Genomic DNA, 16533 nt, shown 5'->3' on the forward strand with positions numbered 1-16533 from the left:
CTCCTTCAATTAATATGTATTCTTCAAATAATATCATATCATAAACTTTGTTTAATTTGCATCCTATAAACCGTTGAAATTGAAAGGGGGATGGAAGCAGTTTCTCAACATTTCTTGTCCTAAATCAGCTTCCTCTGCATAAGTATGTAGTAAAAAAGGAGTGTGAACTATGGACAAGAAAGTGAAACGCTATTACACGTTAAAGCAAAAGCAGAAAGAGATAGAGCAAGAAGTAGCAGAGCTTCGTACTGAAATTACGACCTATTGCGCAGAGAAGGGGATTACTGCACTTGAGGTCGGAAAATATAAAGTGAAAATTGTTTTGCAGGACAGGAAAGAATACGATGATAGTAAGCTTTATGATGCACTGCCTGATCCCGAGGTATGGAAGATGATTTCCAAATCCGATTCTTCCAAAATCACCAGTCTCATTAAACTGGACGTTATTTCGGAAGAGACGATTAAGGATACCTTTTCAATAAAGTCCATTACGCTGCTTCAAGTAGAAAAAAAATGAAATAAAATATATTAATTCCCCCCTTGAAACTATAAGGGGGTTATTTTACTTTTACATTTCTGCTAAAACTTAATTGTCCCCATCTCAATCCCTTGCCAAATCTTTTCCATAGAGTTACGATAGAGCAACGCCAAATTGAGTTATGTAAGCCTAAATATAAAATGCTATAAAGGAGAATATCGCATGCCACTTAACGGTTTGTTAAAGCGATCTGTTGGGGTGTTTCTCGCTCCCTTTCGAAAAAGCATGAGGTATAAGCTCATGCTGTTATTGGTCGTTATAACGGTTATGCCGTTATCTTTTGTCACCTTCTATGCGATTGAAACCAATAAGCAATCGGTCAGTTCAGAGATCATTCGGTCCAACGAATCGAGGATGAATTGGGCTGCTAGATATTTTGATGAGAAGTTTGAACAATTGCAAGCGATTACTTATTCACTTGTGCTGGATAACATGCTGTTTCCCACAGCTAATGATAGCGCTATAGCGGCTAATCAGAACAATTTGCTGGTTTCCGACACCTATATTAATGAAAAGCTTAAATCGATTTATCTAGCGAATAATAATATTATCTCGCAGATAACACTTTATATTAAATCGAAGCAACGTTTATACAATATGGATAAAGATGCTTTTACTACAACGAGTCAATTGGGTACTTTAAATGTGGATTGGAAGAGCATGGACGAGCTCCACGACAGCTTCAATAAAATTATAAATTCCAATTCCAGCGGCTTTACTTTATTACGCAGCATGAACCGCTTTGAGACAAGAGAGGTTCTAGGCGGTGTTGCGTTAAATGTGCGTTGGAAGATGATGAACAGTGTGCTCGATATGATTCATTCGGAAGGTAAAAGCCAGGTTTTTATTCTCGATGAACAAGCGAAAATTCTTTATAATCCTTACAGTGATCAACAGGAATTAACCTTCGATAGCGCTGTATTAAAGTCAGTGATTGCCCACCCAACCGATTCGGGATACATGAAATTAAAAGAGGGCTATCTGTTTTTCCAGCCGGTCGTTTCTAGCAATCTCTGGATCATCAAAATGATCCCTATGAGTTATATCACAGAAGGTGCAGCCTCCACGCTGAATTTCAGCTTTATTACAGCCTTAATTTTTATTGTTCTAGCGATTATTGCTTCGATTATGATTGCTTATTTTACGACCAAACCGATTATTCGGTTAGCCAATTCTATGAAAGCAGTCGAATATCAAAATTTTGATGTAGGGGTTAGTCAGATCAGAAGTGATGAAATTGGTACTTTGGAGCGAAGATTCAACTCGATGCTCCAGCGGATCAAGGAGCTAATCCAGTTTGAGTACAAAAGCAAGATGGAGAAACGAACTGCCCAGCTTAAGGTTTTGCAGGCACAGATCAATCCGCATTTTTTATACAATGCTTTGCAGGCCATTGGCGGGGTAGCTTTATCCAAAAAAGTACCGGAAGTTTATGAACACGTTAGAGCTATGAGCGATTTATTCCGTTATACAGTAAAAATGAAGGATGATCTCGTAACCATTTCCGCAGAAATGGAGCATATAAATAATTATTTGCATATTCAAAAGCTAAGATTTCAAGGCAATCTGCAAATTCATGTAGAGCTCGATTCCGAGTGCGGCGACTCTCTGATCCCTAAGTTTTCGCTGCAGCCCATTGTCGAGAACTGTTTTGTTCATGGTTTAGAGCAAAAAATGGGTGTTTGGACAATTGGGGTGAGCGTTCAAAAGGTATTGGATGAAATTGAGATTACGATTGAAGATAATGGGATTGGCATGGATGATAAACGCCTGGAGGAAATCAATCAGCATTTATATCATATTTCGGATGACCAATTTGGCAATAATGATAGCATTGGCTTGAAGAACGTGGACTCGCGAATTAAATTAACCTTTGGTGAAGGGTATGGCATTTTTGTCACAGGCTCAATAGAGACAGGTACTACGGTGAGGGTAATTATTCCGGAAGTGCTGCAGGATAATCAAGAGGAGGGTATGGTATGAAAGCAATTATAATTGACGATGAATTTTGGTCACGGGACAGCATTCGGCGCTTAGGAGATTGGGAAAGACTTGGCATTGATTGGATTGCAGAAGCGGAGGATGGACTTTCAGGCTTAGCGATCATTGCTAAAGAGCATCCGGATATTGTGATCACAGATATGAAGATGCGCGGCATGGATGGCATACAGCTCCTGCAAAAGCTCAATGAAGATTATCCGCATATACGTAAAATTGTCATTAGTGGCTATGAGGATTTTTCTTATATGAAGCAGGCGATTGTTTCCAGAGCAGACGAATATATTCTCAAACCGATTAATCCAGAGGAATTAAATCAAGCTTTAGAAAAAGCGATTCATGAATTGCAGGCTGCGAAAGGACTTTATTCCGTGCAAACGATGGATAAAGAGCTGTTAAAGCTAGTGATGGAGTATAAAAATTTAATCTTGATTTATTTCCACGATTTTAATCTTGAAGCGATGAAAATGCGGTTTAATGAATTACAGCATAAATTAGGCTCATTCGAGCGTTTGCAGCCTGGCACTTATCATAATCTTTATAAACAATTCATGTCTATCCTTGAGGAACAGGCCGCAAAATTGGGGATGGATGAGGATCAGGTTTCTGCAGATCCATCTACACAGCTGTATGTGAATGATGAAACTCCGATTGAACAATGGATGCAAGCGATCTCCGCTGCTTATCAATCTGTCATCTATGAGATTATAAACCAGCGCAAATATAAGCAGCGCATTGATATTCGTGCTGTGCAAATGTATATGGATAGCCATTTTGTAGACACTATAAGACTAGAAACTATTGCGCAGCAATTTTTTGTTAGTAAAGAGCATTTGTCACGTACTTTCAAGCAGGAGACTGGATCCACGGTGATGGATTATATCATAATGAAACGTATGGAAAAGGCCCGGGAGCTATTGCGGGATCCTAATGTTCAAATCAAAACGGTTGCTGAAGCAGTAGGTTATACAGATCTAAATTATTTTTTCCGGATTTTCAAGAAAGTCACAGGTGTAACTCCTTCCCAGATGAGACAGGATATTCAATAAATGCCTGATATCAAAATAATCCAGTAAACAAAGCCAATCCAGTCCACTGCGTGATGATAGCGCTCTCAACTATACTAGGGATGTAAGCAAATCATCTATATGGAGGTCAATTAACATGAAAAAAGTCTTAACAACCATGGTTGCAGTCCTCATGCTAGGCACAACGGTTGCCTGCTCAAAGGATTCCGGAACTAAGGAAAATGAAAGCGCTGCACCAGCAGCATCAGGAGATACAACCACAGTCACAGCACCTAAAAAGGTCGAGCTAAAAATATTCTTAGGCGGTTTGGATCGTTTCAGAGAGCAGTTTGATAAGTATTTTACACAATTTGCAGCTAAAGAGCTTAAAGATAAAAATATTCAAGTTACTTTCAACTCTGAATATCCAGGTTCGGATACAGCTCCACAAATTTTGAAAACTCGTTTAGCAACAGGCGATGTACCGGATATTTTCTCTTTACATGCAGTAAACGAAATTCCTGCATTCTATAAAGCAGGATATTTAACGGATCTTAGCAGTCAGCCGCTTGCAGGCAAGATTACAGATGCGATTAAACCGTTTGTAAGCGTTGATAATAAAGTCGTTGCCGTTCCAATGGAAAGCTTGCTTTGGGGTTACTTGTACAATAAACAAATCTTTAAAGACAATGGTTTAACTCCTCCGACAACGCTAACTGAAATGAAAGCGGTTGTACAGAAGCTGAACGACAAGAAAATTACACCGTTTATCCTCAGCTATAAAGAAGCATGGATTCCACAGCTATTCCTTCCGTTAACCATTGGCGGACTAGTGAATTCAACTCACAAGGATTTTGTAACTAATATGAACGCAGATAAAGGTTCATTCGCTGAAGTTAAGGAAATGTTCGATATTATTGATCTTGTTAATGCTAATGGTACTGAGTTGCCGTTTGATAAAGGAAATGATGACGGTTCTGCAGATTTCGCAACAGGCAAAGCCGCTATGTGGATTCAAGGAACTTGGAATGCCGATGCAATTCTGAAAATCAATGACAAATTCGAATTTGGTGTAGCACCACTGCCAATTAACGATGATCCAAAATCAACTATGGTGAATGCTTCAGTATCTACTTCCCTAGCTGTTGCTGCTGAAGGTAAGAATAAAGAAGTATCTCAGGATCTTCTGAACTACATTTTGGATGATCAAGATTCTAATGATCTTTACCAAAGCCTTAAATTCAATCCCGTTTCAAAGAATCATACGTATCAAGCATATCCATGGGTAGAAGAAGCTACAACCTACGCAAATAAAGGTTTATCTTATCAGGATCCAGTAATTCCTCAAGCTGTTAAAGATGAGAGCGGTAAAGCGCTTCAGTCCTACTACGACAAGAAAATGTCTAAAGAAGATGTTATTAAAGCTTTAGATAAAACATGGAAAGATGCTAATGCTGTAAATAAATAAGATAAGCCATTCATAATCAAATTCATGCCCTGTTAATCTGTCGAGATCATACGACGGGAGCAGGGCATGCTTTCCTAAAGGAGCAAAACTATGCTGAGAAAAAATAAAAAAACGATATCGCTGCTTTTGTTTGTATTACCCGCATTCGCCATGTATTTACTTTTTTTGGCTATCCCGATGATTCAAGGCTCTTATTATAGTCTGACAAATTGGAATGGACTGAACAAAAACTACAGCTTTGTGGGAATTAAAAACTATATTGAGGCATTTACGGATGATGCAAGCTTTATTACCTCACTTTTGTTTACAGCGAAATATGTTATTTTTGCTGTAATCTTTCAGAATGCGGTTGCCTTATTGCTAGCTCTGCTCATTGAGTCTCAGAAAAGGCTGAAAGGTTTTTTTAGAACGATCTTTTTCCTGCCTAGTATGTTAAGCCCAATCATCAGTACTTTTGTTTGGGTATTCGTCTTTACCAAGGTCATACCGGAAATTGCCAAAGCCGCTGGCTGGGATTTCTTGAAGGTTTCTTGGCTGGGAGATCCAAGTGTTTCATTCTGGTCGATCTTAACGGTTTCAGTATGGGGGGGAGTTGGGATGCTCATGATTATTTATATGTCTGCAATCCAAGGAATTCCTCAGCATTTGAAGGAAGCGGCGACTATTGATGGGGTGAATCCATTTCAAATGCTGCGTTTCATTACGATGCCGTTAATCTCACATGCGTTGACGATATGTGTTTTTCTGACATTGAACTCATCCTTCAAGGTTTACGATCTTGTTTACGCTTTGACCAATGGTGGTCCTGGACGTTCTACGCAGGTCATTACGATGAATATTCTGGAGGAAGCTTATCAACGGAATTTCCGATATGGCTTCGCTAGCGCAAAGGCAATTATTCTCTTTTTAATCATTTTGGCCATTACTTTAATTCAGGTGTCCATTATGAAGAAAAAGGAGGTTGAAGCATGAGTAGACGCGTTTATTCTGGTTTAGGTATTGCCGTTATGCTTATGTTTGCCGTTTATTTTCTTTTTCCGATTTATATGGCCATTATTAATGCCTTCAAAACCCAAAGTGAAACCTTTACTTCTGTACTGAGCTTACCAACTAAGCTGCACTTCGAGAATTTTTCACAGGCTTATAAGAAAGCAACCATGCTGCATAGTGCTTGGAATTCCACTATGGTCACATTCACAGGAATTATCGGCATCGTGATTTTCAGCTCTTTAGCTGGATATAAGCTCTCAAGAACGACTGGGAAGCTGAGTAATGTCATTTTTTTAATATTTGTTTCTTCTATGCTAATCCCTTTTCAAACGATAATTATTCCCTTAATTAAGATGGCTCAGAACTTAGGGCTGCAAGGAACTCCTATGGGACTTGGCGTTGTTTGTGTGGGTCTTGGTGTGAATCAAGCGGTTTTTCTTTTTCATGGATTTGTTAAGGGAGTTCCGCGGGAATTGGATGAATCCGCTCAGATGGATGGGTGTGGCGAGGTTAAGACCTTCTATAAGATTATATTCCCGCTTCTACTGCCGATTACATTTACGATTATTGTTTTAAACCTGCTTTGGCTATGGAATGATTTTTTACTTCCTGTTCTGATGCTAAGTGATTTTAGAAAATATACATTGGTATTGACTATTAATATGTTCTTCGGAAAATATACTAAAGAGTGGTCGTTGATTCTAGCTTCATTGATTTTATCTTCTTTGCCAATTGTAATTATCTTCTCTATCTTTCAACGTTGGATTATCCAAGGGATTACGGATGGTGCGGTAAAAGGATAATATTTGGACGAGTCATAAGGAGCGTTTGCCATGGAAAAACTTTTATACGGAGTAGCTTACTACGATGAATATATGCCCTATGAACGGCTGGATCAAGATATTGAGATGATGAAGGCTGCCGGAATCAATGTCGTGCGAATTGCTGAATCAACCTGGGGCACACACGAACCACAAAATGGAGTATTTGATTTCAGCTCTGTGGATCGGGTATTGGATGCGATGCATAAGGCTGGAATTAGTGTCATCGTTGGAACGCCAACCTATGCCGTACCTACATGGATGGTGAAAGAGCATCCGGATGTTCTCGCAGTTACTTCTCAGGGTGCAGGTCGTTATGGCGCTCGACAGATTATGGATATCACCAATCCAAAGTTTTTGTTCTATGCGGAGAGGATTATTCGTAAATTGATTGACCGTGTTAAGGATCATCCTGCTGTAATAGGTTATCAAACGGACAATGAAACGAAGCATTATCATACCGCAGGTCCTAATGTTCAGCATTTATTCGTCAAATGGATGCGTGAAAAATTCAAAACCGTGGAACAAATGAATAAGCAATTTGGCTTGGATTATTGGAGCAACCGGATTAATGCTTGGGAGGATTTCCCTTCAACCATAGGAACGATTAATGGTAGCCTTGGCTCCGAGTTTGCTAAGTTTCAACGAAGTCTGGTAACGGATTTTCTTGGCTGGCAGGCAGCAATTGTCAATGAATATAAGCGTGAAGGGCAGTTTGTAACCCAAAACTTTGACTTCGAGTGGAGAGGTTATTCTCATGGTATTCAACCGGATGTTGATCATTTTGCGGCGTCAAAAGCTTTTGATATTGCAGGGGTAGACATTTATCATCCTTCACAGGATGAGCTTACCGGTATTGAGATTTCTTTTGGCGGAGACGTAACCCGCTCATTAAAAGCGAATAATTATCTGGTGGTTGAAACTCAAGCCCAAGCTTTTCCACATTGGGTACCGTACCCTGGACAGCTCAGGCTGCAGGCATTTAGCCATCTTGCTTCTGGAGCTAACATGGTTGCTTATTGGCATTGGCACTCGATCCATAATTCCTTTGAGACGTATTGGAAAGGGCTGTTAAGCCATGATTTTGCAGCAAATCCTGTTTATAACGAAGCCATTACGATTGGCAGGGATTTCGCTAAGCTGTCGCCTCAGCTGGTGAATCTGCAGAAAACAAACAAAGTCGCTGTTCTTGTAAGCAATGAATCTTTAACGGCAATGGAATGGTTCAAGCTTCCGGGGGCATCGAAGAATTATAATGATGTGGTTAGACTGATGTATGATGAGCTTTATAAGCTGAATGTCGGATGTGACTTTGTAAATCCAGCCAGTGATAATTATGAAAATTACTCGTTGCTTATCGTACCAGCCTTATATTGCGCATCGGATAGTTTATTGGAGCGCTTAAATGCCTACGTTAAGAATGGCGGTCATATTGTGTATAGCTTTAAGTGTGGCTTTACAGATGAAAATGTGCAGGCTAGAACGGTTAGTCAACCGGGGATCATTAGCGAAGCTTGCGGCATTTCTTATTCTATGTTTGTCGAGCCCAAGCATGTTGCTCTGAAGGGAGACCCGTTTCAAGTAGGGCAGGAGCACAATCAGGTTCAAACATGGATGGAGCTGATCACGCCGACTACTGCGGAAGTACTAGCTTATTATGATCATCCTCATTGGGGCCAATATGCTGCGATTACTCATAATAGATTCGGAGATGGTACAGCTACATACATCGGATGTATGACAAGCTCAGCAGTAATGATGAAAGTATTGAAACATGTATTGAAAGAGATCGATTTATGGGGAATAGATCAGGAAATAACCTTTCCGTTGATCACCAAATCTGGGATCAATTCAATTGGAAAGACTATTCGGTATTATTTTAATTATTCCGAGTCTACTAGTTCCATGCAATATCCTCATAATGGGGGAATGGAGTTATTTTCTAAGCAGGAGGTTGTTAAGGGGCAACAGTTGGTCCTTGACCCTTGGGGTATGAAGATTATTGAAGAGAATTAAGGGAATGAATAGAATCATTACCCTTCTTTATATCCAAACAGCATGTAGAATACCAAGAATAATAAAAATGATAAAGTGATCACTCACGGCGAGGGCATATGCTTTTTTGGAGGTTAACCCGAAGAGTGTATTTTTCAGATATGCCAGTGCAAGTAGAAATCCAATTACCAATCCTATCACAAGTCCTGAAACTACATCATCAGCGCCGGATACTTGTACAATTAAAGCAAGTAGAAACGAACTCAGAAACCCAACGAGAGCTGCACCTGGATACTTGAGGGCATCTTTCGTTTCTTTTTCCCCTTGGTTTTTCTTCAAACTTACTGCATGTTTACCGAATAAGAGTGGAGAATAATACAAAGCTCCGAACGCCATGTAGACGATCCCACCTGCAAGAACTGCCAAGTAATTCAAATCCATAAAATCGATACTCATTAGCTTAACCTCACATTCTATAATGTCTTGGTTTTATTTTATCATGTATAAGTTAATCTTGACATCATTTTTAATTATGTCATAATGATAATATCAAATCGAAATTATCGTACTAGACAGGTGGATAAAAACCATGATCGAGAATGAGTCGAACTACACACCCAGTAATTACAGAACTCCAGATGGAGCACCTACAGATGTTGTTATTTTTACAATTGTTTCAACGGAGAGGCTAGCGGTTAAGAAGTCTATGCCAACGCGTGAGCTTTATGTTCTTTTGATCCAACGGAAGGTTTGGCCATTTGTTGGCCAATGGGCGTTGCCTGGCGGATTCACGAGAGAAACAGAAACGATTTACGAGTGCGCACAACGCGAATTGAAAGAGGAAACAGGCGTAGAGCCGATGCATCTGGAATATTTTAATGTTTATAGTACTCCAGGGCGTGATCCCAGAGGCTGGATTATCTCTCATGCATTTCTGGCGCTTGTGAATGAAGGGGTATTGAAGGATCGCAAAGCGGCAGTGGATGCTATGGACGTTCGTTTATTTTCGGTAAGTGAAGCTCTAACAATGGAGCTGGCTTTTGATCATCACCAAATTCTTGTGGATGCCTTATTAAAAATTCGCCTACAAATGTTATCTACAACCATTGCTAAAGAGTTTCTCCCAGCTGAATTTACGATCAGTGAGCTTTATCAGGTAATTCAGACGGTTGTACCGGAGTTCGAAGAGAAGAATTTTATTCGTAAAATTACGTCTACACAGAGCAGAAAGGGCATTATTGAGGAAGCAAGAGACCGAAACGGAGAGTTAAAGTCATCTAATCTACACTCACAAAGAGCCGCTCAGTTATATCGTTTTACTGATCACGAACCCCAATTATCGATTTATAGTTAAAATAAGCCAGGTGGTGATGCAGATGGACTTCTATTTAGAGGATAACAATGTGATCGAGCGATTGGTTACCGAATGGAAGCAATACAATAATCTTGTGATTGCCTATGATTATGACAATACCGTCTACGATTATCATCACAAAGGTCATAAGTTTGATGAAGTCATTCAACTACTGAGAGATTGTAAGCAGGCTGGAGCGCATTTAGTTGTGTTTACCGCATGTGTAGATGACATGTTTCCAACCATTATGGAGTATTTACAAGGAAATGATATTCCCTTCGATGCTATTAATGAAAGTCCATCCTTTGTCCCAGTCACTGGCAATAAGAAAATTTATTACAATATTCTGCTGGACGATCGAGCTGGATTAAGCTCAGCATACAAATGTCTGAAAACAGCATTAGCGATTATTAAAAAAGGGGCGTGATAAACATGATTTTGTTAAATGGTACTAAATTAGTGTTTAAGCTTTTTCCGAATGGCGAAACCTTGGTCGATGGTGATCAAATCCTAGCTCTCGCTGCTGATTTCAATAAAGTGGCCTTTAAATACGAGAATGACAGTGATTTAATCAAGCTGATGTTTATTAAGAATTATTTGGATGATCGCAATCTAAAGGCAGCACTTATCATTTACTACATGCCCTATAGTCGAATGGATCGCGTAGAGGGTTCATCTGTTTTCACTTTAAAATATGTGGCGAATTTTATTAATTCTCTAAGCTTCGAGAAGGTGACTTTGATCGAGCCTCATTCGGACGTTTCGCTTGCCTTAATCAATAAAAGCACAGCTAAATATCCATCCATTGAGCTATTGATTCGAGTTATTGCTGAAACTGGTTTTAACATAGAGCAGGATTACTTATTTTTCCCGGATGCCGGTGCCCAAAAACGCTATAGCAAAGTGAAGGGCTATAAGCAGCTGGTGGGTTTTAAGGTAAGAGATTTTCAAACGGGAGAAATTAAGAAATTAGATATTGTTGGGCATGTAGACCATAAAAACTTTAAAGTGATTATTGTTGATGATCTTTGCTCTTATGGCGGTACTTTTATGATGAGTGCTGAAAAGCTTAAGGAAGCTGGGGCAGATAAGGTTTACCTGCTTGTTGGACATTGTGAGAAATCGATCTACAAAGGCAAAATACTAGAAACCGATTTAATTGATCAGGTTTTTACCACAAATACGATGCTAGAAGAATCCGAACACAAAAAAATTCATATATACGAAATTGGAGGTATTAAATAATGACACAAAAATTCGTTTATCCAGCCACGCTTCTCTGTGATTTTTACAAGGTCAGCCATAAGAATCAATACCCAAAAGGAACAGAACTAGTCTATTCCACTTGGACCGCACGCACCAGCCGGCTTGAAGAGATTGACCATGTTGTCGCTTTCGGTTTTCAATCGTTCATTAAAGAATATTTAATCCAATATTTCGATGAGCATTTCTTTGCAAGAAATAGGGATGAAGTCGTAAATGAATATAAAAGAGTGCTGCACTACGCTCTTGCAGTCGTGAATCCAGATGCTTCGCATATTGAAGAATTACATGATTTAGGATATTTGCCAATTAAAATAAAAGCGATTAAAGAAGGAACTTTGGTACCGATCAAAGTGCCTATGCTGACTATTGAGAATACCCAGCCGGAATTCTTCTGGCTGACGAATTACCTAGAAACCTTGATGTCTTGCCAGCTTTGGATGCCTACGACAAGTGCTACTTTGGCATTTGAGTATCGTAAAATCCTCGAAGAGTTTGCGCTTAAAACCAATGGAGATACTTCGATTGTCCCTTTTCAAGGACATGATTTCTCGATGCGTGGAATGAGCTCATTGGAAGCTGCCAAAAGCAGTGGGGCTGGTCATTTGATTTCTTTTACAGGAACGGATTCGATCCCTGCTATCCTCTATCTCGAAGATTTCTATAATGCCAATATTGAAAAAGAATTAGTAGGAACCTCGATTCCAGCTACAGAGCATAGCGTGATGTGCGCTCATGGAACAGATGAAATGGCATCTTATAAGTATCTAATTAACGAGGTTTATCCAAGCGGCTTTGTTTCGATTGTTTCGGATACATGGGATTTATGGAGTGTGCTAAATGTAGTAATTAGAGGTCTTAAAGAAGATATTCTGAGGAGAGATGGCAAGGTTGTAATTCGACCGGACAGTGGAGATCCTGTGAAAATCATCTGCGGTGATCCGGATTCTACCAACGACTCTGAACGTAAAGGGGTTATTGAAATTCTTTGGGAGATCTTTGGTGGAACTACAACGGATAAAGGATTCAAGCAGCTGGACACTCACATTGGAGCGATTTATGGAGATGCTATTACGATTAGTCGCTGCAAAGAGATTTGTGAGAAATTAGCAGACAAAGGCTTCGCTTCGACCAACATGGTTTATGGAATTGGCTCTTATACTTATCAGTACAACACGCGCGATACCTTTGGATTTGCCCTTAAATCTACTTTTACGATCGTTAATGGCGAAGAACGCAAAATTTACAAGGATCCCAAAACAGACAGCGGCCACTTCAAAAAATCGCAAACAGGCTTGGTGCTTGTGACTAAAGAGGCTGGGGAGCTGACTTTTATTGATAATCTCAGTGCTGCTGAATATGCGGCAAAACAAACAGATGATTTGCTAGAAGTTGTATTTGTAGATGGGAAGCTGGTTCTGGATCAAACCTTAAATGAGATTCGTACAGCTTTGTTGAAAAATCTCTAAATGAGATGAGGGATACGATGGCTATCAATATGGATAAACCGAGCACTATGTTTGGGTTGTTAGCGATCATGCTGATCATTGCTTATTTTACCGCATCTACAGCGTTGGAGATTGTAGCGACTACAACGGGCTTGTTAAGCGTTTGGCTGACAACTAGAGAGAGCATTTGGTGTATGCCGATGGGATTGATCAATGTAGCTTGTTTTTTCTGCAGCTTTTATGATGCTAAGCTTTATGCAGATATGACACTACAGGTTTTCTTTTTCGTATTAGGCATTTGGGGCTGGTATGTATGGCTAACTAAACGCTACACTGCTAAAGTACGTCCAACAAAACGGATTGAAGCAAAAATGATTATATTGCTGAGTATCTTGATTATTGCGGGAACGGGTGGCTGGGGTTATTTGCTTACCGAATATACGGATGCTTCGATTCCTTATGCTGACGCTTTTATTGCTATTTTAAGTGTGATTGCACAATTCCTCTTATCCTCTAAAGTGCTTGAACATTGGCTGGTATGGATTGTTGTTGATGTATTGTCGATAGGCATGTATTTCTATAAAGGGCTCGATACAATAGCGTTTCTCTATATCATTTATCTATTCATCGCAATTGCAGGATGGTTCGGTTGGAAGAATGGATATCAGAAAAGCTTGGCCACGTGAGGTGAGTTTTATTGTGCGAGATAAGAAGGTAGGTCTGACTTTAGGGAAGTTCGCTCCCCTGCACCGCGGGCATCAGTATTTGATTGAAACGGCTATTGCAGAAATGGATGAGGTTATTGTTGTGATTTATGATAGTCCTGAAGTTACGCGGATCCCTTTACCTGTCAGGTCCCAGTGGATTCGCCAGCTTTATCCCACTGTTGAAGTGATTGAAGCTTGGGATGGACCTAATGCGATGGGTGACTCACCTGAGGTTAAGAGGATTCAGGAGAATTATATGCTTAGTATTCTAGCTGAGCGGAAAATAAGCCATTTCTATTCGAGTGAATTTTATGGCGAGCATATGGGTTTAGCGCTGGGGGCTGTTAATCGACTAGTGGACTGCGAACGTGAAGTTGTGCCAATCTCAGGTACCGTGATTCGTGGTTCGACTTATGAGAACAAAGCTTTTATTCATCCGCAAGTTTATCGGGATTTAGTGACGTCAGTTGTTTTCCTTGGAGCTCCTTCTACCGGTAAAACCACGATTGCTGCTCGAATGGCAGTGGAATATAGGACGGTCTGGATGCCGGAATATGGACGGGACTATTGGGAGCAGCATCATATTGAACATAGGTTAACAGCTGAGCAGTTGGTGGAGATAGCCGAAGGCCATTTGGCAAAAGAAGAAGTTTTGCTGGCGGAAGCCAACGAATATTTATTCGTCGATACCAATGCTATTACAACTTATATGTTCGCTTTAGATTATCATGGTGCTGCGCTTCCCGAATTGGGTGAAATGGCTGTTGCTGCAGCCTCAAGATATGATTTGGTGTTCGTTTGCGGGGATGACATTCCTTATGATGATACCGAGGATCGATCAGGCGAGGTTCATCGAGCTATTTTTCAGAAAAAGATTATCGCCGATCTCCTGCATCGCAAGATTCCTTTTATACTATTAACCGGTAATCTTGTTGCTAGGATTGAGCAGGTAAAAGCTATTTTAGCCAGATATTCCAAATATCAAAGTCTTGGGGATTTAATAATTTAATTCGCAGATAATAATTAAAGTTATAAACTATACGATTTTTATAAACAAAAACCCAGTCAAAACACGAAAAAAAGTGTTTTGACTGGGTTTTTGTTGGGACGGGATGTCACCGCCTTTCACTAGAGTACAAGCATTTTTTTATATTTCACATATTATTAATAGATAGAGGAGGGGGACTAGATGAGCAAATATTTAAAATCGCAGAAATTAAAATCAATTCAAAATTGGATAAAAAAATTGGAAAAAGCTGAGGTTTCAGAACAATCAGAGGAATGTTCAGTAGAAGAATTAAAGCTTCCATATAAGGACATAGGAGCCGGAAGGCATAGAGTTGTATTTGATTTGGGGAACGGCTTAGTGTTAAAGGTCGCCAAGATAGCAAAAGGTATAACGTGCAACAAAAACGAGGTAAATCTTTACCGTAGTGTCTCCTCCTCCCTGCAAAAGCACCTTTGTAAAATCGTAGAATATGGACATGGTTGGTTAATCATGAAGAAAATGAACAGAATAATTCGCAATAAAAAAGAGTATGAAAATCAAGTGTTCCATATCCTTGAAGCATTTCGTAGTATGGGTATAAGGATTTCAGATTTACACGATAAAAAAAGCGGTGATCTGAAAAGGAAAAACATCCGACTAAATAAGGACAAAAAAATTGTATTTATTGACTATGCGAATGTTTACTCCTGTTAGAAAATGTATGGATTTACAGAATGTCTACAATTACCAGCCCAAATAAGAGGAAATTGGAAAAAGTTTTCGCTTTTAGAAATGTTTTCGTGATAAGATAGATATGTTGCGCAAAAATACTTATATGTTAGATTGGAATGGTGTGAGGAAAGATGTTGAGCCCAAATGCACTTCACTTAAAAAAGGACATCGCTCCTTACGAGAAACCATGCTTGAAGGCAAGTGTTCGACAAATTTCAAATAGTGTTTTTCCTTATTTTGTATTATGGTTTCTCGCTTATCAGAGCTTGGCTATTTCTTACTGGCTCACCCTAGCTTTAACAATCGTCGCTTCTGGTTTTTTAGTCCGCATATTTATCCTCTTTCATGATTGCTGTCATCAATCCTTTTTTAAAAATCGCACTGCTAATGAAATATTAGGTACAATTACAGGCATTCTCACCTTCTTTCCCTTTCATAAATGGAAGCATAGCCACTCGATTCATCATGCTACCAGCAGTAACTTAAACAAACGTGGTACAGGCGATGTTTGGATCCTTACTGTTGAAGAGTATTTATCCGCCTCTGTATGGACTCGGTTTTGCTATCATCTCTATCGTAATCCAATTGTAATGTTTGGTTTTGGTCCTTTTTTCATCTTCCTTATACAAAATAGATTAAATCGCAAAAATGCTAAGAGAAGAGAGCGTATTAATACGTATACAACTAATCTTGTCCTCGTATCTGCTGGTGTACTGCTCAGCTGGGCAATTGGATGGCAGGCATTCGTGATGATTCAAGCTCCGATTTTTCTAATATCGGGAGCAGTCGGGATTTGGCTCTTCTATGTACAGCATCAGTTCGAAGATTCTTACTTCGAAGAAGAAGAATCATGGGACTTTGTAAAAGCAGCCATTGACGGCAGCTCCTATTATAAGCTTCCAAGAGTTCTACAATGGATAACAGGCAATATTGGTTTTCATCATATTCACCATTTGAGCCCAAGAGTACCTAACTATTATCTGGAAAAAGCACACGATAATATACCATTGCTGCAAACCGTAAATACCATCACTGTCTCTACTAGTCTGCAATCTTTGCGTTTTCGTCTTTGGGATACGCATAGCAAGAAGTTTGTTGGTTTCCGTGATGTTCGGGGCTTAATCAAAAACAGATAGTCAAATTCAATTGGTCAACCATTGTATAGTATAACGGCTTCATAAAGGGAGGGGGAACCTTCTCTTTTTTGTTTACTCTTATTGTATA

General features: G+C 39.6%; 16 protein-coding genes. 15 read left to right on the top strand and 1 reads right to left on the bottom strand.

What is annotated here, in order from left to right; all coding sequences use genetic code 11:
- The first annotated feature begins 169 nt into the window (after nucleotides 1-169).
- The 7 genes from EHS13_RS12485 (at nucleotide 170) to EHS13_RS12515 (ending at nucleotide 8838) form a co-directional block, all read left to right on the top strand.
- Entirely contained in the window at nucleotides 170-517 is a 348-nt protein-coding gene (locus tag EHS13_RS12485; RefSeq protein WP_155700667.1) for a hypothetical protein, read from the top strand.
- A 183-nt stretch (nucleotides 518-700) separates the two neighbouring features.
- Entirely contained in the window at nucleotides 701-2521 is a 1821-nt protein-coding gene (locus tag EHS13_RS12490) for a sensor histidine kinase (RefSeq protein WP_155700668.1), read from the top strand.
- On the top strand, nucleotides 2518-3585 hold the full coding sequence (locus tag EHS13_RS12495) for a response regulator transcription factor (RefSeq protein ID WP_155700669.1): 1068 nt from the start codon (nucleotides 2518-2520) through the stop codon (nucleotides 3583-3585). Before EHS13_RS12490 ends, EHS13_RS12495 begins: the two co-directional genes overlap by 4 nt.
- A 115-nt stretch (nucleotides 3586-3700) precedes the next feature.
- The gene (locus tag EHS13_RS12500; protein WP_155700670.1) at nucleotides 3701-5011 is read left to right on the top strand and encodes an ABC transporter substrate-binding protein; all 1311 of its coding nucleotides are present in this window, start codon (nucleotides 3701-3703) and stop codon (nucleotides 5009-5011) included.
- Between the two features lie 90 nt (nucleotides 5012-5101).
- Nucleotides 5102-5983 carry a carbohydrate ABC transporter permease gene (locus EHS13_RS12505; RefSeq protein WP_155700671.1) on the top strand — a complete coding sequence of 294 codons (882 nt, stop codon included), beginning with the start codon at nucleotides 5102-5104 and terminating at the stop codon, nucleotides 5981-5983.
- Nucleotides 5980-6804, top strand: coding sequence for a carbohydrate ABC transporter permease (locus tag EHS13_RS12510; protein ID WP_155700672.1), 825 nt, complete (start codon nucleotides 5980-5982; stop codon nucleotides 6802-6804). Before EHS13_RS12505 ends, EHS13_RS12510 begins: the two co-directional genes overlap by 4 nt.
- A 30-nt stretch (nucleotides 6805-6834) precedes the next feature.
- Entirely contained in the window at nucleotides 6835-8838 is a 2004-nt protein-coding gene (locus EHS13_RS12515) for a beta-galactosidase (protein WP_155700673.1), read from the top strand.
- Nucleotides 8839-8865: 27 nt separating this feature from the next.
- On the opposite strand, the gene EHS13_RS12520 is transcribed toward EHS13_RS12515, so the two are convergent.
- Nucleotides 8866-9273, bottom strand: coding sequence for a DUF1761 domain-containing protein (locus tag EHS13_RS12520; protein ID WP_155700674.1), 408 nt, complete (start codon nucleotides 9271-9273; stop codon nucleotides 8866-8868).
- A gap of 133 nt (nucleotides 9274-9406) precedes the next feature.
- Between EHS13_RS12520 and EHS13_RS12525 the strand changes: the two genes are divergently transcribed.
- From EHS13_RS12525 to EHS13_RS12560, 8 genes are all read left to right on the top strand, one after another.
- Nucleotides 9407-10171, top strand: coding sequence for an NUDIX domain-containing protein (locus EHS13_RS12525; protein ID WP_193571496.1), 765 nt, complete (start codon nucleotides 9407-9409; stop codon nucleotides 10169-10171).
- Between the two features lie 22 nt (nucleotides 10172-10193).
- Nucleotides 10194-10598 carry a hypothetical protein gene (locus EHS13_RS12530; RefSeq protein ID WP_155700676.1) on the top strand — a complete coding sequence of 135 codons (405 nt, stop codon included), beginning with the start codon at nucleotides 10194-10196 and terminating at the stop codon, nucleotides 10596-10598.
- A 5-nt stretch (nucleotides 10599-10603) separates the two neighbouring features.
- Nucleotides 10604-11416, top strand: a complete 813-nt coding sequence (locus EHS13_RS12535; RefSeq protein ID WP_155700677.1) for a ribose-phosphate diphosphokinase — start codon at nucleotides 10604-10606, stop codon at nucleotides 11414-11416.
- On the top strand, nucleotides 11416-12903 hold the full coding sequence (locus EHS13_RS12540; RefSeq protein WP_155700678.1) for a nicotinate phosphoribosyltransferase: 1488 nt from the start codon (nucleotides 11416-11418) through the stop codon (nucleotides 12901-12903). Before EHS13_RS12535 ends, EHS13_RS12540 begins: the two co-directional genes overlap by 1 nt.
- A gap of 17 nt (nucleotides 12904-12920) precedes the next feature.
- Entirely contained in the window at nucleotides 12921-13568 is a 648-nt protein-coding gene (gene pnuC / locus EHS13_RS12545; protein WP_227013913.1) for a nicotinamide riboside transporter PnuC, read from the top strand.
- Nucleotides 13540-14598 carry an AAA family ATPase gene (locus tag EHS13_RS12550; RefSeq protein WP_155700679.1) on the top strand — a complete coding sequence of 353 codons (1059 nt, stop codon included), beginning with the start codon at nucleotides 13540-13542 and terminating at the stop codon, nucleotides 14596-14598. Before pnuC ends, EHS13_RS12550 begins: the two co-directional genes overlap by 29 nt.
- Nucleotides 14599-14778: 180 nt before the next feature.
- Nucleotides 14779-15291, top strand: coding sequence for a hypothetical protein (locus tag EHS13_RS12555; RefSeq protein ID WP_155700680.1), 513 nt, complete (start codon nucleotides 14779-14781; stop codon nucleotides 15289-15291).
- Nucleotides 15292-15440: 149 nt separating this feature from the next.
- The gene (locus EHS13_RS12560) at nucleotides 15441-16445 is read left to right on the top strand and encodes a Delta(5) desaturase DesA (RefSeq protein ID WP_155700681.1); all 1005 of its coding nucleotides are present in this window, start codon (nucleotides 15441-15443) and stop codon (nucleotides 16443-16445) included.
- Nucleotides 16446-16533: the final 88 nt, after the last annotated feature.

It is taken from the genome of Paenibacillus psychroresistens (assembly GCF_009728935.1).
GTDB lineage: Bacteria > Bacillota > Bacilli > Paenibacillales > NBRC-103111 > Paenibacillus_AC > Paenibacillus_AC psychroresistens.